We start from the raw sequence: 22,817 nt of genomic DNA, 5'->3' as shown, positions 1-22,817 counted from the left end.
AAGATGAGAAATGTAAAAGTTTCAGCCATTCAGATGCAATGTGCCAAGGATGTGGCAACAAATATTCAAACAGCAGAGCGTTTAGTACGTCAGGCTGCAGAACAAGGTGCACAAATTATTCTTTTACCCGAATTATTTGAACGTCCCTATTTCTGTCAGGAGCGTCAGTATGACTACTACCAGTATGCCCAGTCGGTGACAGAAAATACGGCTATTCAGCATTTTAAAGTGATTGCCATGGAACTAAAGGTCGTTTTACCAATCAGTTTTTATGAAAAAGATGGTAATGTCTTATACAATTCTATTGCTGTCATTGATGCAGATGGAGAAATACTGGGCGTTTATCGTAAAACTCATATACCAGATGACCATTATTATCAGGAGAAATTCTTTTTCACACCTGGAAATACTGGTTTCAAGGTCTGGGATACTCGTTATGCCAAGATTGGTATTGGCATCTGTTGGGATCAGTGGTTCCCTGAAACTGCCCGTTGCCTTGCACTAAATGGTGCAGAATTACTCTTTTATCCAACAGCCATTGGTTCGGAGCCGATTTTGGATACAGATAGTTGTGGTCATTGGCAACGTACCATGCAGGGACATGCAGCAGCAAATATTGTGCCAGTTATTGCAGCCAATCGTTATGGTTTAGAAGAAGTCACTCCTTGCGAGGAAAATGGGGGACAAAGTTCCAGTCTTAACTTCTACGGTTCATCCTTTATGACCGATGAAACAGGAGCTATCTTGACTCAAGCAGATAGACAAGCTGAAGCCATCCTCTTAACCACTTATGACCTTGACAAGGGAGCGAAGGAGCGCCTGAACTGGGGTCTCTTTAGAGATAGAAGACCAGACATGTATAAAGATATTGTCAGATGAGAAAAAGCCTCTTGGAGGCTTTTTTCTGTAGATACTATAATAATTTTTTGATAATGTTCTAGGATTCTGATAAAATGGGGTATAAGAAGTTTTAAAATTTTGTATGTCAGATTTTTAAAATTGAAACATTTTGAGAGGTAAAATATGATTACAGGCGAATTAAAGAATAAGATTGATCAGCTTTGGGAAATGCTATGGACAGAGGGGAATGCGAATCCTTTGACCAACATTGAGCAATTGACTTATCTTTTATTTATGAAGGATTTGGACAGAGTTGAACTTGGACGAGAAAATGATGCTGAATTTTTAGGAATTTCCTATGAGGGAATTTTCCCAAAGGATAAACCTGAATATCGTTGGTCAACCTTTAAGAACTTAGGAGATGCGCAAGAAGTTTATCGCCTGATGTCACAAGAGATTTTTCCATTTATTAAGAATCTGAAAGGGGATACTGACGATACAGCTTTCTCACGTTATATGCGTGAAGCGATTTTTCAAATCAATAAACCTGCTACACTCCAAAAAGTAATTTCTATATTGGATGAATTTCCAACTAAAGGATCGGATACGGAGTTTTATAGTGACAAACAAAGTATAAATGATATTGGAGACATCTATGAGTATCTATTGTCAAAATTATCTCAGGCAGGGGCAAATGGACAATTTCGTACTCCTCGTCATATCATTGATATGATGGTTGAGCTAATGCAACCGACAATTACGGATATTATTTCAGATCCTGCCATGGGGTCTGCAGGATTTTTAGTTTCTGCAAGTCGCTACCTAGACCGAAGAAAAGAAGAGTGGCAAACAAATATTGACAGTGTAAAGCATTTCCACAATACTATGTTTCATGGGAATGATACAGATACGACAATGTTGAGACTTGGGGCTATGAACATGATGCTCCATGGGGTTGAGAATCCACAAATTAGCTATTTAGACTCGCTTTCTCAAGATAATGAAGAAGCTGATAAATATACTCTAGTTTTAGCCAATCCACCTTTCAAAGGATCTCTTGATTATGATTCAACCTCTGGCGATTTGTTGGCTACGATTAAGACTAAGAAGACAGAGTTGCTTTTCCTTGCCCTTTTCTTACGCACTTTGAAGCCAGGTGGACGTGCAGCTGTTATTGTACCGGACGGTGTCCTCTTTGGCTCCTCTAAAGCTCATAAAGGGATTCGTCAGGAAATCGTTGAGCATCATAAACTAGATGCAGTTATTTCGATGCCAAGTGGTGTTTTCAAGCCTTATGCTGGAGTTTCAACCGCTATCCTTATCTTCACTAAGACTGGAAATGGTGGAACGGATAAGGTTTGGTTTTACGATATGAAAACAGACGGTCTGAGTTTAGATGATAAACGCCAGCCTATCAACGAAAATGATATTCCAGATATTATTCAACGATTCCATCAATTAGAGAAAGAAGCAGATCGCAAGAGAACAGACCAGTCCTTCTTTGTTCCAGTTGATGAGATTAAGGAAAATGATTTTGATTTGTCCATCAATAAATACAAAGAAATCGAGTATGAAAAAGTTGACTATGAACCAACAGAAGTTATTTTAAAGAAAATCAATGATCTAGAAAAAGAAATTCAAGCTGGCTTAGCAGAGTTAGAAGAATTACTAAAGTAGGGAGATGCATGTATGAAAAAAGTGAAGTTGGGGGAAGTGGCAACTTTTATTAATGGTTATGCTTTTAAACCACAAGATTGGTCAACTGAAGGAAAAGAGATAATAAGGATTCAGAATCTTACAAAAACTTCAAAGGAAATTAATTATTATTCTGGTAAGATTGATAAAAAGTATATTGTTGAAACTGGTGATATTCTTATTTCTTGGTCGGGAACTCTAGGTGTTTTTCAGTGGTACGGTAAGACAGCTGTATTAAATCAACATATTTTTAAAGCTGTTTTTGATAAGCTAGATATTAATAAATCTTATTTCAAATATGTTGTTGAAAAAGGGTTACAAGATGCTGTCAAAAATACTCATGGTTCTACTATGAAGCATTTAACTAAAAAATATTTTGATAATATTATAGTTTCTTATACAAGTTTAAAAGAGCAACAGAAGATCTCAAGGAAACTAGATTTGTTGAGCAAGCTAATTTCAATGAGACAAGAACAACTTGAAGAGCTTAATCTGCTCGTCAAATCCCGATTTAACGAGATGTTTGGGGGAAATAAACAATTTGAAAGTATTGATAATCTATTTGATATTATAGATGGTGATAGAGGAAAAAATTATCCGAAATCAGATGAGTTGTTTGATGAAGAATATTGCTTATTTTTAAATACAAAGAATGTTACAAAAAATGGATTTTCATTTTTTACAAATCAATTTATTACTGAAACAAAGGATAAATTGCTTAGAAAAGGCAAACTTGAGCGTTATGATATAGTCTTGACAACAAGAGGTACTGTTGGAAATGTAGCGTACTACGATGAATCAATAAAATATAAACATTTACGCATAAATTCAGGTATGGTAATATTACGTCCTAAGAAACCAAATCTAAATCAGAAATTTATTATTCACGTTTTAAGGAATAATAATTATAGTCGAGTGATATCAGGAAGTGCTCAGCCTCAGTTACCAATTACAAAATTAAAAAAAATACTTCTCCCCCTCCCCCCTCTTTCCCTCCAAAACGAGTTCGCAGACTTTGTGGTTCAGGTCGACAAATCACAATTGGCAATTCAAAAATCACTAGAAGAACTTGAAACTTTGAAGAAATCTCTTATGCAGGAGTATTTTGGTTGATATTCTGTCATTGTAATTACGGTAATTATTTGTTATAATACTTCAAAGGAGGAAATCAGATGGTAGTAAAAACAAGAAAACAAGGAAATTCAATCACCATTACCATTCCAAGTGAATTCAATATTCCAAGTGGTGTAAAATACGAAGCGAAATTGTTACCAAGTGGTGAAATTATCTTTACTCCCGAAGAGTCTGGACATCAGATTTCTTATGTATCTGATGATGCCTTTGACTTAAATTTGGACAAAATTTTTGACGAATACGATGATGTTTTCAAAGCTTTGGTGGAAAAATGACAGTCTATCTAACAGAAAGGCAAATCGAAAAAATCAATGCTTTAGCAATTCAACGGTATTCACCTAATGAAAAAATTCAAACAGTTAGTCCTTCTGCCTTAAATATGATTGTCAATTTACCAGAACAATTTGTCTTCGGTAAACCTCTTTATCCAACAATTTTTGATAAGGCAACGATACTATTTGTCCAATTGATCAAGAAGCATGTTTTTGCCAACGCTAATAAACGAACTGCTTTCTTCGTTTTGGTGAAATTTCTACAGTTAAATGGTTATCGTTTTTCTGTAACAGTTGAAGAAGCGGTCGATATGTGTGTAACTATCGCAGTAGAATCCTTAACAGATGAAAGGTTAGGTAGCTACACCAAATGGATCTCAGAACATTCATTTAGAGCTAATGGCCAAATTTAAGCTTGGATATTTAAATCCTATAAGTAAAAAATAGATAAACAGACAGTATTAGAATTCTGTAATTCAGAAAACTAATATTGTCTCTTTTTATTAAAATAATGAAAGTGAGAATATATGGAAACAAAAGTGACAATCATCATTCAAGAAATGCTACCCCTTTTAAACAATGCACAATTACTAGCATTACGGGAGAGTTTAGAGCGTCATTTAGTGAGTGGTGTAAATCAACAGAAGTATACGAATAATTCCTTGTTAGCCTTGTTTATTACTGCTAAACAGGTGGAGGGTTGTAGTGCAAAAACCATTCGTTATTATCAAAGAACCATTGAAAACTTATTTACAAGCATAAAGCAGTCTGTAACACAACTGACAACAGATGATTTGAGAAGTTATCTAGCACAGTATCAGTCAGAAAAAGATTGCAGCAAAGCAAATTTGGACAATATCCGACGAATCCTGTCTTCGTTTTTTGCTTGGCTTGAGCAGGAGGAATATATCATCAAAAATCCTATTCGACGGATAAAAAAGATTAAGACCGAACAAACTGTGAAAGAAACTTATACTGATGAACATCTTGAAATCATGCGAGACAATTGTGAAAACTCAAGGGATTTAGCAATGATCGATCTGCTAGCTTCAACAGGAATGCGCGTGGGAGAACTTGTACAGCTGAATCGATCAGATATTGACTTTGAAAATCGTGAATGTGTTGTATTTGGGAAAGGTAAAAAGGAGAGACCTGTTTACTTTGATGCTCGTACGAAAATTCATTTAAGGAACTATATCAATAGCAGAGAAGATAATCATCCAGCTCTTTTTGTTACCTTGCTTGGAAAAGCCCAGAGACTTGGAATAGCTGGTGTTGAGATTCGATTAAGAAAGTTAGGTCAAAAGCTTGGAATCCAAAAGGTCCACCCACATAAATTTAGAAGAACACTAGCAACAAAGGCAATTGATAAGGGAATGCCTATCGAACAAGTCCAAAAACTTCTAGGTCACAGCAAAATTGACACAACCTTAGCCTATGCTATGGTCAACCAAAGTAATGTTAAACATTCCCATCAGAAATTCATCTCTTAAGTGCAAATCCCGATATTTCGAAGAGGTGGTTGCGTGAAGAAAGTGAAGTTGGGTGATCTTGGAAAAATTATTACAGGAAATACACCTAGTAAAAAAACATTAGAATTTTATGATAGTAATGATATCCCTTTTATAAAACCAGATGACTTTAAAACTATAGATGAAATTTCGTCATCAAAAGGAAATAAAAACTATATATCTGAGAATGCACGAAACAGTGCCAGAATCGTCCCCAAAAATTCGGTATTAGTAACTTGTATAGGTATAATTGGTAAAGTTATGATTTCTGAATCTGAATTATCATTTAATCAACAAATTAATGCAATTGTTCCGAATAAATTAATTTTATCTAAATATTTAGCATATTTATTGCTATATAATAAACCTAAATTGGATTTTATTTCCAATGCACCCGTTGTCCCAACAATCAATAAAACTCAATTTTCGGAGTTTGAAGTTACGTTCCATGAAGATATTGATGTTCAAGAAAAGATTATTCAGAATTTAGAGAATTTAGATAAACAGATTTTAAAAAGAAGACATCAATCTAGATTACTCTTAAGCCTTATAAAATCCCGATTTAACGAGATATTTGGGGATGTTATTCTTAATGACAAAGAATGGAAAATTAGCAAATGGAACGAGATTCTTACTATAAGAAATGGTAAAAATCAAAAGATTGTTGAAGATAAAAACGGACAATTCCCTATTTATGGAAGTGGCGGAATTATAGGATATGCTAAAGATTGGATTGTGAAAAAAAATTCGGTAATTATTGGACGTAAAGGAAATATAAATAAACCGATTTTAGTAAGAGAAAACTTTTGGAATGTAGATACAGCGTTTGGTTTAGAACCTACTTTAGAAAAAATAAACTCAGAATATTTATTCTATTTCTGTCAATTATACAATTTTGAAAAGTTAAATAAAGCTGTAACGATACCTAGCTTAACCAAATCAGATTTATTAGATATTTCCATCCCCCTCCCCCCTCTTTCCCTCCAAAACGAGTTCGCAGACTTTGTGGCTCAGGTAGACAAATCACAATTTGCTTGTCAGATGGCTATAAAACTGTGGAGAAATAGCTTAAAATCTAGTATAATATAGGTATCTATTTAGTCAAAGTGAGAGAAAAATGGGAAATTTTGATTTTCTTTTAAATAACGAGGAGTATGAATCTTTTTCGAGGCCCTGTATAGAAGCTGAAAATATGATTGGGACATCCACTGTAGCGACAGCTTTCATGGCGCGTCGTGCCTTGGAGCAGGCTGTTCATTGGATTTATAGCCATGATTCCTATTTGGAAGCCCCCTATCGTGCTACCTTGTCTTCATTGGTGTGGGATGATGACTTTAGAGAAATCGTAGATCCAGAGCTTCATAGTCAAATGGTTCTCTTGATACGTTGGGGTAATCATGCTGCTCATGGTGGGGAGATCAAGGAACGCGAAGCGATTTTAGCCTTACATCATTTGTACCAGTTCGTAAACTTTATTGATTACTGCTACAGCAATGAATTTGTGGAACGTTATTTTGACGAGAAGTTATTGCCAATTTCAGAGAATGTCAAGAAAAGAGAAACACCACAAGCCATGGTGGAACTGCAAGACAGTTTACCTGTTATGCCTGACTTTCATGAACAAATGGCTGTCCAGTCCTTGGAAGTTCAAGAGAATTATACAGAAAAACGTGAAACTGCTGCTCAACGGCAAGAGGTTTCCTTTCATATCGATCAGTTATCTGAGGCTGAGACGAGAAAACTCTTTATTGATATTGATTTACGCTTAGCGGGTTGGACATTTGAAGAAAATTGTCGAGTTGAAGTCGCTGTTAATGGACTGAAACACGGCTCAGGAACAGGTTATTGCGATTATGTCCTTTATGGTAAAAATGGAAAGATTTTAGCAATTATTGAAGCCAAAAAGGCTGCAGTTAATCCAGAAGTCGGTGAAGTACAAGTTAAGGAATATGCTAAAGCGCTAGAGGAACAAATAGGTTACCAACCGATTTGTTTTATTACAAATAGCCTCAAGCACTACATTCTTGATGGTGTAAATCGTCGCCAGGTCGCAGGATTCTATTCTCAAGATGAATTGCAATTATTGATGGATAGACGACATTTGCAAAAACCACTTGAGGATATTTCTAGTAAAATCAGAGACGATATCTCTGGAAGATATTACCAGAAACATGCGATTGCAAGTGTTTGTGAGGCTTTTTCTAACAATCGAAGACAAGCTCTTTTGGTAATGGCAACTGGTTCTGGGAAAACTCGAACAGCAGTCTCTCTTGTTGATATCCTTTCACGTCATAATTGGGTCAAAAATGTTCTCTTTCTAGCTGACCGAACATCTCTTGTAAAACAAGCCTATGATTCATTTAGGAAATTACTTCCAGATCTTTCGGTTTGTAACTTTTTAGAGGATAAAGCTGGGGCACGATCAAGTCGTATGGTGTTTTCTACTTATCCGACCATGATTGGAGCTATTAGTGATCAGGAAGAAGTCATTCAACGCCCTTTCACTGTTGGTCATTTTGATCTTATCATTATTGACGAGTCCCACCGCTCCATTTATCAAAAATACAAGGCCATTTTTGATTATTTTGATGCTAGAATCGTAGGCTTAACGGCCACACCTCGTCAGGATCTTGATAAAAATACTTATGGATTTTTTAACTTGGAAAATGGTGTTCCTACCTATGCTTATGATCTTGAAAAGGCTGTTGAGGATGGCTACTTGGTATCCTATCATTCGATTGAAACCAAGTTAGAATTACCTACAGATGGGCTTCATTACGATGATCTATCCCAAGAAGATAAAGAATATTTTGATAGCCAATTTGAAGATGATAGTCTAGAAAAAGACATTGATGCTGGAGCTTTTAATTCCTTTATTTTTAATAAAGGTACAGTAGAGATTGTTCTAGATGAACTAATGACGAGAGGGATTCAGACGGCTTCGGGTGATGAGATTGGAAAAACTATCATCTTTGCAAAGAATCATCATCATGCTGAATTTATTAGAGAGATTTTTAATAAACGATATCCTGAAAAGGGGAGCGACTATGCTCAGGTGATTGATTACAGTATTAAACATTATCAGACCTTGATTGATGATTTTAAAATCAAAGAGAAATACCCTCAAATTGTAATTTCAGTTGACATGTTGGATACAGGTATTGATGTTCCAGAGGTTGTCAATTTAGTCTTTTTCAAGAAAGTTCGCTCAAAAACAAAATTTTGGCAGATGATTGGTCGTGGAACGCGTCTCTGTAAAGATTTGTTTGGACCTGATCAGGATAAGGAAAACTTCTTGGTATTTGATTATGGTGACAACTTTGAATACTTCAAAGCAGATCCGAGAGAAGGAAATGGACGTCATATTGTTCCCTTAACACAGCGTTTGTTTAATATCAAGGTGGACTTGATTCGTGAACTGCAAGACCTTCACTATCAAGAGGATCCATTTGCAAGAGAGTATCGTCAGCAACTCGTCTCAGAACTTCATAGTCATGTAGAGGATTTGAATGAGTTAGACTTTAGAGTTCGTATGGTCTTAGATATGGTTTATACCTATAAGAAATTAGAAAATTGGCAAAATCTTACAATGATTTCATGTGAAAATCTTCATACTCATATATCTCCTCTCATGTTTGATGAAGATAAAGAAAATGAAATGGCGAGACGCTTTGATTTATGGATGTTAGAAATTCAAGTAGGACAACTGACCTCTAAGCCATCACGGACTCATATATCTCAAGTTATGAAAACTGCTCAGGCTCTTGCTTCTGTTGGCAATATCCCTCAGGTCTTTGCACAGGCTGAAATTATCAGGAAAGTTCAAGAACCTGAATTTTGGGAGGAAGTAAGCTTGTCTGAACTTGAAAAAATACGCCTTTCTCTAAGGGATTTATTGCAATTCTTAGATAAAACGAGCCGAATAATATATTATGTCAATTTTGAAGATCGAATTCTTTCTACTGTTTATGAAACCACTCCTTATTTGCAGGTAAATGATCTTCGATCCTATAACGAAAAAGTTGAGCATTATTTGAAAGCTCATTTGGATGAGGAAGCAATTTCTAAATTGTATTATAACAAGAGGTTGACTCCGCAAGATTTATTAGCATTAGAAACTCTATTATGGGAAAAATTAGGAAGTAAAACTGACTATCAGCAGCACTATGAGAACAAGGCTATTCCTAGATTGGTGCGGGAGATTATTGGTTTGAATAGAGAGGCCGCTAATCAAGTGTTTTCTAAGTTCTTGTCAGATGAAAGCCTTAATGCTAAGCAAATTTCTTTTGTGAAATTAATTGTCGATTATGTCGTTGAAAATGGTTATATGGATAAGTCAATGCTGACACAAGAACCGTTTAAATCTTATGGATCCGTACAAGTACTATTTCAACATCAAATACCAGTATTGAGGAATATTGTCCAAACAATTGACTTAATCAATAATCGAGCTGAAGAAGTAGCTTGAATATAGAAAGAGAACCACCATGCAAACACAAGAAGAAATGAATGTTTTGGTACCTGAAAAACTAGCAGAAATTGAGCGTGATTATGATGTTACTGTTTTGTGGGCAATTGAGTCTGGTAGTCGCGCTTGGGGCTTTGAGTCTCCAGATAGTGATTTTGATGTGCGTTTTGTATACAAGCACAAGCAAGATTTTTATCTAAGCTTGAACGATCATCGCGATGTCATCGAACTACCAATTGACGATACTTGGGATGTGAGTGGCTGGGATTTGGACAAGGCTTTAAAGTTGCTTTATAAGTCAAATCCAACCCTCTTTGAGTGGTTACAGTCGCCAATCGTTTACCAGCAAGACGAAGGCTTTATTGACCGTATCCGTCCGCTTGTCAGTCAGTATTTTTCCGAGAAAAAGATGCTCCACCATTACTTGAATACTGCTAGAACTCAAATGAATAAGTATCTTTCAGGAGATAAGGTCAAACCTAAAAAGTATTTCTATGCACTTCGTCCTATTTTAGCTTGTCGTTGGATTGAAAAACATCATTCTGTTCCACCGATTTTGTTTGATGATTTGGTCAAAGAACTCCTCCCTGATGAAATGAAAGAGCATGTGTCTAGATTGCTTGATATAAAGGTAAAGGGACCTGAAGGTATGGAAATTGAGCCGATAGAGCCAATTCAGGACTTTATCATCAAAAATATCCAAGAGCTGGATTACTACGTCCAAAGTGTTACAGAGGAAAAGAAAGACTGGAAAGCTCTCAATCAATTTTTCCTTGAAGAATTAAGTCGTGACTGAGGTTAATTATGGGAAAATGGACTTGTAGATGTGGTCAAGCAATGAACGACCACAAAGCCCCTGATCCAAATGCTTATTCGGTTTATTCGGATGAGTTATTAGTAGAAATCATGAATAAAAAAGATGGTAATGATACAATTTCCTATGAAGACATTTCAGAGGCTTCCTTCTATATGTGGAAATGCCCAAATTGTGGTAGTTTTATGGTCTTTGGTGAAGAGGATAATAAAGATTGTTTCACTTTTTATGAGTGCCAGACCAGTGCAAAAGCAGAACCACTTTTCGATCCTGATCAGGAGTTGAATCTCGTTGTCGTTGAGTTTCAAGAAGGTGGAAATGGGTATACTTATATCTGTGATGATCCAACTATTCAGATTGGGCATGGTGTGATTGTACCAACTGGTAAGGAAAATATTGAAAAAATAGCTCTGGTAGTCCAGAAATATCATGCTTTCCCAAGAGATATCACTTATCCCGCTGAAAAGTTAAAAAGGGTTATCCGTAGGTATTCTATTTTTGATCCCGAGACTTCAAAAATAGTTTGTAAAAATATACTTGAGCATGGAAAAATTCTAAAAGCTTGCTCGAAAAAAGTAAAAATAGAGTCTAAACAAATTTACCATGCAATCAAAACTCCTCTAGGCTATTTTTGGTTGGAGTTAAATAGAGTTCCAATTCCGATGAAAATCACACAAATTCAAGTTAAAGATAAAAAGTATCAGGTTGATGGAGCTTTTTATATAAAGCCTGCCAAGGTAAACTACAGAAAATTGTTAGAACTTGAATTATGTGCAGATTTTGATATTGACGCCTCTCGTTGGATTGACGTTCTATCAGACGAAAATGTTTGGGGAAACACCTGGGAATTAAATGGCCTTCAATTTGGAATTACTGCGGGAGAGTCTCCTGAATTTGAAGATGAAGTAGTTGCAAGAAAATATAGCCGTATCCCACTTTATTATGACTGGCATCCAGAATTTGAAGACTATTATGGCTTTAGCTTAGCATGGAAAAAATATGAGTCTGATAGTGATTTGTCGATTGATTTCTATACTACATAAGATGGAGGATTATAAGTATGAATCAAGCCTGGGAATTATTGTTTGAGGGGAAGATTGAAGAGGCAAAGAAATTAGTCTCAGAAACTTTCTCGTTAGAAACTTGCAAGGATTATAGCCTTCTCAATTTGATGGGTTATATCAAGCTCTTTGAAAAAGACTATCAAGAAGCTTTGCTGATTTATCAAAACTATCTTAAAGTAGCAATATCAAGTCAAGATAAAGAAAATGAACATATAGGCTATCACCAGTTAGCTATGGTTTATCGTGAGATGAATGACTATCAAACGGCTCTTAACTATATCGATAAAGAGCGAGAAATCATTGAAAAATCTTTTTCAGAGGATACACTCAAATCTTCTGTCAATAATTATGAGCAAGGTTATTTACGATTAAAACTAGGGGAAATAGCAAAAGCAATCATGTATATGGAACAGTCCTTAAAGCAAGCATTACAAACAGATGATCTGATAGCTCAAGCCTGTTCCTATAGAGGTTTAGGTGAGATTTATTCTGCTGAAAATTCAGAAAAATCGCAAGAGAATTTTTTACAAGCTATCGAACTTTTTGAAAAAGCAGGCGATCAGGTCGGACCCCGAGAAGTTAAAATCTTACTAAACAAGAAAAAGTAGCCCACTCAGGCTACTTTTTTAAAATTCTTTATAAACATAAGGATTCTCTGGTTTATCGATTTTTACAAAGGATTGAATTTCAAGGGTTGGGAGGACTTGGTTGAGTTCCTTGTGATAGCGATTGCTAATCTTACCTTTGACTCTCACCCAAGTGTTATTTTCATACTGATTGTTGTTTCCTGTAGTCAAAAGTCCAAAAACTCCTGAATCAGCGATACAGTGCATGATACCAAAACGAAAGACAAATTGACTATTAGAGTAATTGGGATCGTTGTAGATAAATCCAGTAAACTCGATTTCCTTACCTTCAAATTCATTTGGAAAATCGTAGATGACCTCCATGACTTCCAAGTAATTCTCATCCTTGATGACAATGCTTGATTGGGTTAAGTATTTATCAGCAGCCTTCCGAATAATATTTTCATGAGCTGTTTGTGAATAAAAGCGACTGGTATCCGGCTTAAGATACTGACTGCTGGTACCTTCACTTGCTTGGATTGCCTTGTCAGTTCCTTCCGACAAAGGGAAATAATATCCTTTTGCCGATACTGTTTGTGAATCCAGAGTGACAGTTGGAAATGTAAATCCAACTAACAAGGGCAAACTTAAGAGGACAAAACTAGCAAGCTTTGCTGAAAAACTATGTAAGTGACTATGTTCTTTCAAACGCTTGAAGTAAATATAGGCTTGAACGATGGCTAGTAACAATGACAAACCCATGCTGATATATGCAAGATAAGAGTAGTGGAGGTTTATATACTGATTGAGCTTACCTGATAGGTGCAGATAAAGGGTTAAGATAAAATAGCCAAATAAGATAAAAAATCGAATCATAGCATCACCCCGACTAGATAAGAATAGACAAGAACAACAAGAGTTACAATTGCCATGAACTGCCAAATAAAGCGAGTTTTGAGATAATTCTTCATCATGAGTAGGTTCTTGACATCAAGCATGGGACCTATAACCAGAAAGGCAAGCACTGGAGCAAAGCCAAAACTTGATAGAAGAGAAGATCCGATAAAGGCATCCGCTTCACTACAGAGTGATAGAAGGAAGGATAGGACCATCAAGAGAACGATAGCAAGGAGTGGTGTTGCACTGATAGAAGTCAGGATCCGAGTTGGTACATAGACCTGGACAATGCTGGCAAACAGACAGCCAAAGACCAAGTAACGCCCCATATCAAAGAATTCATCAATAGCTTGGATAAAGACCTGAAGCATTTTTTGACTTTTAGTCAAGTGAGAAAAATCATGATCATGGCAAGCAAGTCTATTTTCTTTTTGGATAGGTTCCTCCCAGAAAAATCCAAGAAAGACACCCAATATAGTAGCAACTAGAATTGCGCCCAAAGTTCTTAGGAAAACCATTTGAATTGAATTACCAAAAGCTGAGTAAGTCGCAAAAAGTACGATAGGATTGATGATAGGAGCCGTTACTAAAAAAGGTACAGCTGTATAGCTTGGAACCTTCTTCTCCAAAAAACGATTGACGATCGGAACAATTCCACACTCACAAGAGGGAAATAGAAAACCGATGAAGCTACCAAAAAAGATTCTCCCTAGGCGGTTTTTAGGGAGAAATTTATAGACCTTCTCAGGAGTCACATAGACTTCAATGGCACCAGAGATGATGCTACCAATTAAGACAAAGGGTAAAGCTTCAATGATAATTGATAGAAAAATAGCGCCAGTTTGTAAAAGACTAGAGGGTAGAGATTGAAAGATAGTCATCTATTTTTTCTTTTCTGCCTTATCTTTCTTTTCTTTGTCATCTGGGAAAGTCACTTGCTTCAAATCAGGGAGTTTAGCGAATTCTTCGAACATCTTATCTAAGTCATCAGTTTTTGTAAATTTAACAGCCATAAGGCATACCTCGATTCTTTTAGTTAACACTATTATACTATTATTTTAAGGAAAAGGGTAAAGTTAAAATTTCAAATTGAGTAGCTAAGAGATAATATAGCTTGATATTACCTGATATATATCATAATTGTGCTATAATTAAATAAAAAGAATATCATTATCAGAAAATTATGGGAGGTAGTCAAATTGACTTACTCAATTAGTGTTGTTTTGTTACATCAAGGAGACAGAAATAGTTTATTAGAGTCTTTGTCAATAGTGGAAAGACAAACATTAAAAGATATAGAGGTTATTATTGTAAATCAATCTACAGAGGAGATAGTTTCCATTAGCCAACAGATGGATCTATCATTTAATATTAAGATTATAGATGAGAATTCTTTTTCTGAGTTGTCTGATATGATTACAGGTGATTATATTACGTTTCTATCTTCAAATGATTCATTATTTGATTGGACATTTGAAAAGATGTACCATGCGATAAGATTATCCGATTCTGATGTTGTTCTTGGTCATTTTGCTGATTTGAATGATGGAGTATTTTACTTTTATCCTTGGGGGGATAATTGGTTGACAGAAAATTTAACGAATGTTCAAGTTTTGCAAAAGATGGATGATACAGATCATCGAATTAGAAAACAATATTGCTCATTATTTGGAAAATTATTCAATAGTAAGCTTTTACGAAAAATAAATCAATTTGATATAAACAACCTTATTTGGAGACTTTATATTCACTCTAAAACTGCAACCTATATTAATTTCCCGACATATATCTATAAACCTGTTGTAGATGTTAAACCTCTCAAAGATTCCTACAAAATCATATTAGAAAATTATGAAAATAGAATCAAAGATTGTGCCGTCTTAGAAAACTATGATATAGAAAGTTCGAAAAAACAATATATTCAAGAATTGGCAAATTTTAGTGCTTGGTTAAAAAATGACGGTGAACATTTAGATTCTGAAATTGTTTATCATAAGTTGATAGCTGCAGAGAAAGGAATTTTCCCTTTTCTTGACCTTGATAGATTAGATTTTACGATTATAAGTAATAATTGTGTTGGAGGATTAATTTATAAACAACTTGGTTTTCAATATAGAACACCTTTTGTTGGTTTATTTATTCTTCCTGATGATTATTATAAACTTACAAAGGATTTTCGGTACTATATGGAACAAGAACTTGTTTTCGAAGAGGAACTTGTTTCACCGAGCTGGACCCATGAAGTTTATCCTTTGGGGCACTTAGGAGATATAGATATTCATTTTCTACATTATTCTAGTATTGAAGAAGCACGGACTAAGTGGGAAAAAAGAAAAAAACGCATAAATTGGGATAATCTATATTTTAAATTTGATAATAAAGATTCAGCTAGTGAAGAAATTCTAAGTAAGATGGATAATCTTCCTTATTCTAATAAATTAATTTTAGTCAATCGTCCATATAAAAATTTAAAAAGTCAATGTGTTATTCCAGGTCAGGAACATCTTCCAGAACTGGCTATTATGTCTGATCCATTAAATACTTTTGATATCATGGCTTGGTTAAAAAAAGGTGGCAATGCTCTTTAAGTACCAGTTATTGCGCTATAGCATATAAATCTATTCCCTACATATTTTTTAAATGTTCTACGAGTTAATTTGAAACGTTTAGCTTATGGTATAATAGTTTCATGGATAAAAAATATGAAAAAATTTCCCAAGATTTGGGTGTAACCTTAAAGCAGATTGATACTGTCTTATCTTTGACAGCTGAAGGTGCTACCATTCCCTTTATTGCACGTTATCGTAAGGACATGACTGGAAGCTTAGATGAGGTAGCTATTAAAGCTATTATCGACCTTGATAAAAGTCTAACCAATCTCAATGATCGTAAGGAAGCGGTCTTAGCAAAAATCAAAGAGCAAGGCAAGCTAACTAAGGAGTTAGAAGAAGCAATTCTATCAGCTGAAAAACTTGCAGATGTAGAAGAACTCTATCTTCCCTATAAAGAAAAACGTCGGACCAAGGCAACCATTGCGCGTGAGGCTGGACTCTTTCCTCTTGCTCGCTTGATTTTACAAAATGTTCCCAACTTAGAAGGAGAAGCAGAAAAATTTGTCTGTGAAGGTTTTTCTAGTGGCAAAGAAGCCTTGGCTGGAGCAGTAGATATCCTAGTTGAAGCACTTTCTGAGGATCCTACACTTCGTGCTATTGCTTATCGAGAAGTCCTTGAAAATTCTAAAATCACGTCTCAGGTCAAAGACGAAAGCCTGGATGAAAAGCTAGTATTTCAAATTTACTATGATTTCTCAGAAACTATAGCAACCATGCAGGGCTATCGGACCTTGGCTCTCAATCGTGGAGAAAAACTAGGTGTATTAAAAGTTGGCTTTGAACATGAGACTGACCGAATCCTAGCATTTTTCGGAACTCGTTTCAAGGTTAGGAATGCCTATATTGAGGAAGTTATTCAGCAATCTGTTAAGAAAAAAGTATTACCTGCTATTGAGCGTCGTATTCGTACTGAACTAACAGAGAAGGCAGAAGAAGGAGCTATTCAACTCTTTTCTGATAATTTGCGCAATCTGCTCTTGGTTGCTCCGCTGAAAGGGCGCGTGGTTCTTGGATTTGACCCTGCCTTTCGTACAGGTGCCAAGCTTGCAGTCGTTGATGCGACCGGGAAGATGCTGACAACGCAAGTCATTTATCCCGTCAAACCAGCTTCAGCTCGTCAGATTGAAGAAGCAAAGAGAGATTTATCAGATTTGATTGGTCAATACAGTGTTGAAATCATCGCTATCGGAAATGGGACTGCCAGTCGTGAAAGTGAAGCTTTTGTAGCTGAAGTACTTAAGAATTTTCCAGAGGTCAGCTATGTCATTGTCAATGAAAGTGGTGCGTCTGTCTACTCAGCTAGTGAACTTGCCCGTCAGGAGTTTCCAGAACTAACCGTTGAAAAACGTTCTGCTATCTCAATCGCTCGTCGTTTGCAAGATCCACTTGCTGAATTGGTTAAAATTGACCCTAAATCCATCGGTGTTGGCCAGTATCAGCACGATGTTAGTCAGAAAAAACTATCTGAAAGTCTTGATTTCGTGGTAGATACAGTTGTTAACCAAGTCGGTGTCAATATCAATACAGCTAGTCCAGCCTTGCTTTCACATGTTGCAGGACTTAACAAAACCATCTCTGAAAATATCGTTAAGTATCGTGAAGAAGAAGGAAAAATCACTTCACGCGCCCAAATCAAGAAAGTCCCTCGCTTAGGTGCTAAAGCCTTTGAACAGGCTGCAGGTTTCCTCCGTATCCCTGAAAGTAGCAATATCCTTGATAACACAGGTGTTCACCCAGAAAACTATGCTGCTGTTAAGGAACTCTTCAAACGTTTGGACATTAAAGACCTAAATGAAGAAGCGCAAGCCAAACTCAAATCTATTTCAATCAATGAAATGGCCCAAGAATTAGACCTCGGTCAAGAAACTCTTAAAGATATTATTGCAGATCTTTTAAAACCAGGACGTGATTTCCGTGATTCTTTTGATGCTCCAGTCCTTCGGCAGGATGTCTTGGATATCAAAGACTTGAAAGTTGGTCAGAAGCTTGAGGGCGTTGTTCGTAACGTCGTTGACTTCGGTGCCTTTGTTGACATTGGTATTCACGAGGATGGCCTGATTCATATCTCTCACATGAGCAAGAAATTTATCAAACATCCAAGTCAAGTAGTATCGGTCGGCGATTTGGTAACCGTTTGGGTTAAAAAAATAGATACTGACCGCGAAAAAGTGAATCTGTCGCTTCTTGCACCTAATGAATCTAACTGATTACGTTAAACAGGTTTCTATAGAAGATTTTGGAAAACCTTTCAAACACCAAGCTCAATGGAATACTCGTCTACGGTCGACAGGTGGACGGTTTTTCCCTAAAGATGGTCATTTGGATTTTAATCCCAAGGTATATCAAGAGCTTGGTTTAGAGGTTTTTCGGAAAATCGTTCGACATGAGCTCTGCCATTATCATCTTTATTTTGAAGGTAAAGGATATCAGCATAAGGATTTAGCCTTTAAGCAACTTCTAAAAGAGGTCGATGGTCTCCGCTTTGTTCCTCCCTTATCAAGTGCCAATCAAAAGCCAAGCTTAGTCTATACTTGTCAGACTTGTCACCAAATCTATCAAAGAAAGCGAAAAATCGATATCAAGCGTTATCGTTGTGGTCTCTGTCGTGGAAAGCTCCTCTTGTTAAATCGGCCTAAGGACTGATGTAGCAAATCTAGCTTAGTGCTATACTAAGATTAAGAAATCCGAAAGAGGAATAAATTATGAATACAAAATTTTATAAAATGAGAAGAAATCGCATGATATCAGGTGTTCTTGCAGGTCTATCTGATAAGTGGAATCTTGATGTAACCCTAGTTCGTTTCCTTTTTGCAATCTTTACAATCGCAAACTTTGGACTCGGAATTATTATCTACATTATCTTAGCTTCTATCCTACCAACAAAGGAAGATATCGAAGCTGAAATGTATGGAACAGGCCCACGCAAGATTAAAGAAGCTCAACCTATCAATGATGACGAAGGTTGGTTTTGGTAATTTAAATTAACTGTCTATATTTTGATAGCAAAAGAGGCTGGGACAAAAGTCCTAGCCTCTCAATTGTCTTTGGATTGCCGAGCAAGATGCAGTGGTTGAGTGGGCTCTACTACACTGATTTCATCAGCTTTTACAGCCCTACCCAACTGTGCGGAGGGGGGACGACGAAATCGAATTCTAACGAATTACCGATTTCTGTCCCACTCTCTTTTTTAAATACTAAACAATTGTCCAAACAGATAGGTCACTCCCATGGTCAACAAACCGATACAAAGGTTACGAATCATAGCTGTTTTGGTTGGGGCTTTCCCGAGTTTAGCACTGGTGTAACCGGTAACTAATAGAGAAATCGCAACGATAAAGACAGTAGCAGGGATTCGGTAGTCACTTGGAAAGATTATAACGGAAAGCATTGGTGGTAAACTACCAAGAACAAAAGCGATGAAGCTAGATGCAGCAGCATGCCAAGGATTTGTAAACTCTTCATACTCGATTCCGTATTTTTCTTCAACCAAGGCTTTAAGTGGATTTTTAAGAAAAGCTTTATTGACTAAAAGTTGAGCTGAAGTTTCACACTCACCATTTTGAAGATAAGCAGCATAGAGGGATTTTTTTGCAGCTTCGAGATCCTTATCCAAAAGTAATTGTTCACGCGCTACAGCGGCTTCCTCAGTGTCTTTTTGAGTAGATACAGAGACATACTCGCCTCCAGCCATAGAAAAGGCACCAGCTAAGATTGCTGCTAAACCTGAGAGGAAAATAATCCAGATATTGCTGGTTGCACTGGCAACCCCGATAACAACACCTGCAATGGAAATAATCCCGTCATTAGCTCCAAGAACACCAGCACGTAGGATATTTAAACGACCAGCAAAGTTTGTATCTATTTCATGTTTATTTTCTGACATAGTATTCTCCTTTATATCTAGTATAAAGTATAGGAGAAGTGAAAACAAACATTTTTAACTATCTGAAAAAAGTTCTACAATTCTAATAAAAGATTGCTATTTTTCTCAATCAGGCATAGCCATAGCTATTGCTTATGCCAATATATAACAAAGTTGTATTTGTAACTGACTGTCATAGATGATACAATTAATTTAATGAAATCTTTGGAGGTCTGATAATGACTCGCGAATTTAAATTTGAAACTCTTCAATTGCATGCAGGACAAGTGGTAGACGCTACTACCAAGTCTCGTGCTGTACCAATTTACCAAACAACATCCTTTGTCTTTGAAGATACACAAGAAGGTGCAGAACTTTTTGCACTTCAGAAGGCTGGTAATATCTATACTCGTATTACCAATCCAACAACTTCAGCCTTTGAAGAGCGTATTGCAGCTCTTGAAGGTGGTGTAGGAGCCCTCGCCACAGCTTCTGGAATGGCGGCTCTTACTTATACCATTCTTGGACTAGCTCACGCGGGTGATCATGTTGTTGCCGCTTCAACTATCTACGGTGGTACCTTTAACCTTTTGAAAGAAACCCTTCCTCGTTACGGAATCACCACAACTTTTGTTGATATCGATAATCTAGAAGAAGTAGAAGAAGCGATTAAAGATAATACCAAACTTGTTTTGATTGAAACCTTGGGAAATCCAGTCATCAACATTCCTGATATTGAAAAAATAGCTGAAATTGCTCATAAACACCAGATTCCATTGGTTGCTGACAATACATTTGCAACACCTTACCTCATCAATGTCTTTTCTCACGGTGTAGATATCGCAGTTCACTCGGCTACTAAGTTTATCGGAGGTCACGGTACAACAATCGGTGGTGTTATCGTTGATAGTGGGAAGTTTGACTGGGTAGCTTCAGGGAAATTCCCTCAATTTGTCAATGAAGATCCAAGCTACCATAATTTGAGCTATACTCGAGATGTAGGTGCTGCAGCCTTTATCGTTGCTGCTCGTGTTCAATTGCTTCGCGATATGGGAGCTGCCCTTTCACCATTTAACTCATTCTTGCTCCTACAAGGTCTTGAAACACTATCTCTCCGTGTTGAACGCCATGTTCAAAACGCTGAAAAAATCGTTGATTTCCTTGTTAACCATCCAAAGGTTGAAAAAGTTAACTATCCAAAATTAGCTGATAGCCCTTACCATGCCTTGGCGGAGAAATATTTACCAAAAGGTGTTGGTTCAATCTTTACCTTCCATGTTAAAGGTGGAGAAGCAGAAGCGCGTAAGGTGATTGATAACTTAGAAATCTTTTCAAACCTTGCCAACGTAGCAGATGCAAAATCATTGGTCGTTCATCCAGCAACTACAACTCATGCCCAGTTGTCTGACACTGATCTAGAAGCAGCAGGAGTAACTAAAAATCAAATCCGTCTTTCAATCGGTCTTGAAAATGTCGATGATTTGATTGAAGATTTGCGACTAGCTCTTGAAAAAATCTAAAAATAACTAGTTTTTATTGAATTATAAATCCTTCTCACGAATAATAAAGTGAGGAGGATTTTTATGTATAGTATTTCATTTCAAGAAGATTCGCTCTTGCCAAGAGAACGCCTGGTGACAGAAGGAGTAGAAAGTCTGAGTAATCAGGAATTACTAGCTATTTTACTCAGAACAGGAACTCGTCAATCTACTGTTTTTGAAATCGCTCAAAAAGTATTGAATCAATTAAGTTGCTTAACTGATTTGAAAAAAATGACCCTACAAGAACTACAGGGATTATCAGGTATTGGTAGAGTGAAAGCTATTGAGTTGCAAGCCATGATTGAACTGGGCCATCGTATTCATAAACAAGAAACCATTGAGGCAGAGAGTATTCTCAGTAGTCAAAAGTTGGCTAAAAAGATGCAAGCTGAGCTGGGAGATAAAAAACAAGAGCACCTGGTGGCGCTCTATCTTAATACTCAAAATCAAATCATTCATCAGCAAACTATTTTTATCGGGTCAGCTACTAGAAGTATTGCTGAACCACGGGAAATTCTCCACTATGCTCTAAAGCATATGGCAACATCTGTGATACTGGTTCATAATCATCCATCTGGTGCTGTCATGCCAAGTAGAAATGATGACCATGTTACGAAGCTTGTCAAAGAAGCCTGTGAATTAATGGGTTTGGTCTTATTGGACCATCTAATTGTCTCACACTCCGATTATTTTAGTTATCGTGAGAAGACAGACCTCATATAAAATAATTTAGACAAAACTCATCTTATGGAAAATAATTACATAATAAAAAGCATCATTTCGAGCTTTTTGAACACCTGAAATAATGCCTTTTTCTTTTTTAAACCTTTTTGCTCCAGCCACTTACAATTTATTAACGACATAGTCAAAGAGCTTCTTATCCTTAGGACGATTTTCATAGAGACTCTCAGGATGCCATTGAACACCGAGAAAGCGAATCTGATCAGTTGTCATTACTGCCTCGATGATGTTATCTTTTGGATCATAGGCGATAACCTTGAGATTAGGAGCCAAGTCCTTAATGCTCTGGTGGTGGAATGAATTGATATGGGAGATTTCCCCGTAAATCTCTCTAAGAATGTTATCTGGCTCTGTTGCCAAGCGCTGAGTGGTGTATTCGGCAGTAGAGTCTTGCCAGTGGTCTTCAATATCTTGAAACAAGGTACCACCCATAGCAACATTAAAGAGTTGAGTCCCACGACAAACAGAAAAAATGGCTTTATTTTGCTGGATAGCTTCTTTTATCAGAGCTAACTCAAAGATATCTCTTTGTAAGTGGTAGTCATCACTATCAATGGTCTTTTCTTCATCATAAAACTTAGGATCGACATTTTGCCCACCAGTAAGGATGAGCTTATCTACCATTGAAACATAAGCACGAGCCATGTCTTCATCACCGATGGGTAAAATAAGAGGTATACCACCTGCTTCTTTGACACCTTCGACAAACCCCTTGATACAATAACTCATCATCAACTCATCATCAGGATGAGTTTTTTCATTTCCAGAAATCCCAATAATTGCTTTGGTCATATATGCTT

General features: G+C 36.6%; 22 protein-coding genes. 17 read left to right on the top strand and 5 right to left on the bottom strand.

From position 1 onward, the window contains the following. Nucleotides 1-3 precede the first annotated feature (3 nt). The 11 genes from aguB (at nucleotide 4) to ACORHT_RS05055 (ending at nucleotide 12,406) form a co-directional block, all read left to right on the top strand. Nucleotides 4-879, top strand: a complete 876-nt coding sequence (gene aguB / locus ACORHT_RS05105) for an N-carbamoylputrescine amidase (protein ID WP_434349606.1) — start codon at nucleotides 4-6, stop codon at nucleotides 877-879. 144 nt (nucleotides 880-1,023) lie between these two features. Beyond that, nucleotides 1,024-2,517, top strand: coding sequence for a type I restriction-modification system subunit M (locus ACORHT_RS05100; RefSeq protein WP_434349605.1), 1,494 nt, complete (start codon nucleotides 1,024-1,026; stop codon nucleotides 2,515-2,517). Between the two features lie 12 nt (nucleotides 2,518-2,529). Continuing rightward, entirely contained in the window at nucleotides 2,530-3,648 is a 1,119-nt protein-coding gene (locus ACORHT_RS05095; RefSeq protein WP_434349604.1) for a restriction endonuclease subunit S, read from the top strand. Between the two features lie 59 nt (nucleotides 3,649-3,707). After that, on the top strand, nucleotides 3,708-3,944 hold the full coding sequence (locus tag ACORHT_RS05090; RefSeq protein ID WP_000260607.1) for an AbrB family transcriptional regulator: 237 nt from the start codon (nucleotides 3,708-3,710) through the stop codon (nucleotides 3,942-3,944). Continuing rightward, nucleotides 3,941-4,354 carry a type II toxin-antitoxin system death-on-curing family toxin gene (locus ACORHT_RS05085; RefSeq protein WP_434349603.1) on the top strand — a complete coding sequence of 138 codons (414 nt, stop codon included), beginning with the start codon at nucleotides 3,941-3,943 and terminating at the stop codon, nucleotides 4,352-4,354. The genes ACORHT_RS05090 and ACORHT_RS05085 overlap by 4 nt, the downstream gene beginning before the upstream one ends. Before the next feature lie 114 nt (nucleotides 4,355-4,468). After that, on the top strand, nucleotides 4,469-5,434 hold the full coding sequence (gene xerA, locus ACORHT_RS05080) for a site-specific tyrosine recombinase/integron integrase (RefSeq protein WP_434349602.1): 966 nt from the start codon (nucleotides 4,469-4,471) through the stop codon (nucleotides 5,432-5,434). Nucleotides 5,435-5,467: 33 nt separating this feature from the next. Beyond that, the gene (locus ACORHT_RS05075; protein ID WP_434349601.1) at nucleotides 5,468-6,541 is read left to right on the top strand and encodes a restriction endonuclease subunit S; all 1,074 of its coding nucleotides are present in this window, start codon (nucleotides 5,468-5,470) and stop codon (nucleotides 6,539-6,541) included. A gap of 28 nt (nucleotides 6,542-6,569) precedes the next feature. Further along, nucleotides 6,570-9,920, top strand: coding sequence for a DEAD/DEAH box helicase family protein (locus tag ACORHT_RS05070; protein WP_434349600.1), 3,351 nt, complete (start codon nucleotides 6,570-6,572; stop codon nucleotides 9,918-9,920). A gap of 19 nt (nucleotides 9,921-9,939) precedes the next feature. Then, nucleotides 9,940-10,716, top strand: coding sequence for a nucleotidyltransferase domain-containing protein (locus tag ACORHT_RS05065; protein ID WP_434349599.1), 777 nt, complete (start codon nucleotides 9,940-9,942; stop codon nucleotides 10,714-10,716). Nucleotides 10,717-10,724: 8 nt separating this feature from the next. Continuing rightward, nucleotides 10,725-11,777, top strand: a complete 1,053-nt coding sequence (locus ACORHT_RS05060; protein WP_434349598.1) for a hypothetical protein — start codon at nucleotides 10,725-10,727, stop codon at nucleotides 11,775-11,777. Nucleotides 11,778-11,794: 17 nt separating this feature from the next. After that, the gene (locus ACORHT_RS05055; protein ID WP_434349597.1) at nucleotides 11,795-12,406 is read left to right on the top strand and encodes a tetratricopeptide repeat protein; all 612 of its coding nucleotides are present in this window, start codon (nucleotides 11,795-11,797) and stop codon (nucleotides 12,404-12,406) included. A gap of 18 nt (nucleotides 12,407-12,424) precedes the next feature. Here ACORHT_RS05055 and ACORHT_RS05050 read toward each other — a convergent pair whose 3' ends face one another. From ACORHT_RS05050 to ACORHT_RS05040, 3 genes are read right to left on the bottom strand one after another with little or no spacing between them, the layout of a single operon-like run. Beyond that, nucleotides 12,425-13,240, bottom strand: a complete 816-nt coding sequence (locus ACORHT_RS05050) for a TIGR03943 family putative permease subunit (protein WP_434349596.1) — start codon at nucleotides 13,238-13,240, stop codon at nucleotides 12,425-12,427. After that, the gene (locus tag ACORHT_RS05045; RefSeq protein ID WP_434349595.1) at nucleotides 13,237-14,142 is read right to left on the bottom strand and encodes a permease; all 906 of its coding nucleotides are present in this window, start codon (nucleotides 14,140-14,142) and stop codon (nucleotides 13,237-13,239) included. The genes ACORHT_RS05050 and ACORHT_RS05045 overlap by 4 nt, the downstream gene beginning before the upstream one ends. Beyond that, nucleotides 14,143-14,274: an SPJ_0845 family protein gene (locus ACORHT_RS05040; protein WP_000268695.1), complete on the bottom strand. Its 132-nt coding sequence runs from the start codon at nucleotides 14,272-14,274 to the stop codon at nucleotides 14,143-14,145. 258 nt (nucleotides 14,275-14,532) lie between these two features. Here ACORHT_RS05040 and ACORHT_RS05035 point away from each other — a divergent pair, with 258 nt between their 5' ends. The 4 genes from ACORHT_RS05035 (at nucleotide 14,533) to ACORHT_RS05020 (ending at nucleotide 18,848) form a co-directional block, all read left to right on the top strand. Continuing rightward, a complete protein-coding gene (locus ACORHT_RS05035; protein WP_434350826.1) occupies nucleotides 14,533-15,849 on the top strand; it encodes a DUF1919 domain-containing protein in 1,317 nt (438 codons plus the stop codon). A 101-nt stretch (nucleotides 15,850-15,950) separates the two neighbouring features. Continuing rightward, the gene (locus ACORHT_RS05030; RefSeq protein WP_434349594.1) at nucleotides 15,951-18,080 is read left to right on the top strand and encodes a Tex family protein; all 2,130 of its coding nucleotides are present in this window, start codon (nucleotides 15,951-15,953) and stop codon (nucleotides 18,078-18,080) included. Then, the gene (locus ACORHT_RS05025; protein WP_434349593.1) at nucleotides 18,067-18,516 is read left to right on the top strand and encodes a SprT family protein; all 450 of its coding nucleotides are present in this window, start codon (nucleotides 18,067-18,069) and stop codon (nucleotides 18,514-18,516) included. Before ACORHT_RS05030 ends, ACORHT_RS05025 begins: the two co-directional genes overlap by 14 nt. Nucleotides 18,517-18,575: 59 nt before the next feature. Further along, a complete protein-coding gene (locus tag ACORHT_RS05020) occupies nucleotides 18,576-18,848 on the top strand; it encodes a PspC domain-containing protein (protein ID WP_049503317.1) in 273 nt (90 codons plus the stop codon). A 212-nt stretch (nucleotides 18,849-19,060) separates the two neighbouring features. Here the strand turns inward: ACORHT_RS05020 and ACORHT_RS05015 are convergent, their stop codons facing one another. Beyond that, a complete protein-coding gene (locus tag ACORHT_RS05015) occupies nucleotides 19,061-19,756 on the bottom strand; it encodes a VIT1/CCC1 transporter family protein (protein ID WP_434349592.1) in 696 nt (231 codons plus the stop codon). A 218-nt stretch (nucleotides 19,757-19,974) separates the two neighbouring features. On the opposite strand from ACORHT_RS05015, the gene ACORHT_RS05010 reads away from it, so the two are divergent. Then, on the top strand, nucleotides 19,975-21,255 hold the full coding sequence (locus ACORHT_RS05010) for an O-acetylhomoserine aminocarboxypropyltransferase/cysteine synthase family protein (protein WP_434349591.1): 1,281 nt from the start codon (nucleotides 19,975-19,977) through the stop codon (nucleotides 21,253-21,255). Between the two features lie 63 nt (nucleotides 21,256-21,318). Then, entirely contained in the window at nucleotides 21,319-21,999 is a 681-nt protein-coding gene (gene radC, locus ACORHT_RS05005) for a RadC family protein (RefSeq protein ID WP_075230138.1), read from the top strand. A gap of 120 nt (nucleotides 22,000-22,119) precedes the next feature. Here the strand turns inward: radC and ACORHT_RS05000 are convergent, their stop codons facing one another. After that, on the bottom strand, nucleotides 22,120-22,809 hold the full coding sequence (locus ACORHT_RS05000) for a gamma-glutamyl-gamma-aminobutyrate hydrolase family protein (protein ID WP_075230139.1): 690 nt from the start codon (nucleotides 22,807-22,809) through the stop codon (nucleotides 22,120-22,122). Nucleotides 22,810-22,817 lie beyond the last annotated feature (8 nt).

Origin of the sequence: Streptococcus sp. KHUD_014, assembly GCF_051106275.1 — a bacterium.
In the GTDB taxonomy this organism is placed as follows: Bacteria; Bacillota; Bacilli; order Lactobacillales; family Streptococcaceae; genus Streptococcus.
This window is presented reverse-complemented; position numbering and strand designations above follow the sequence as displayed.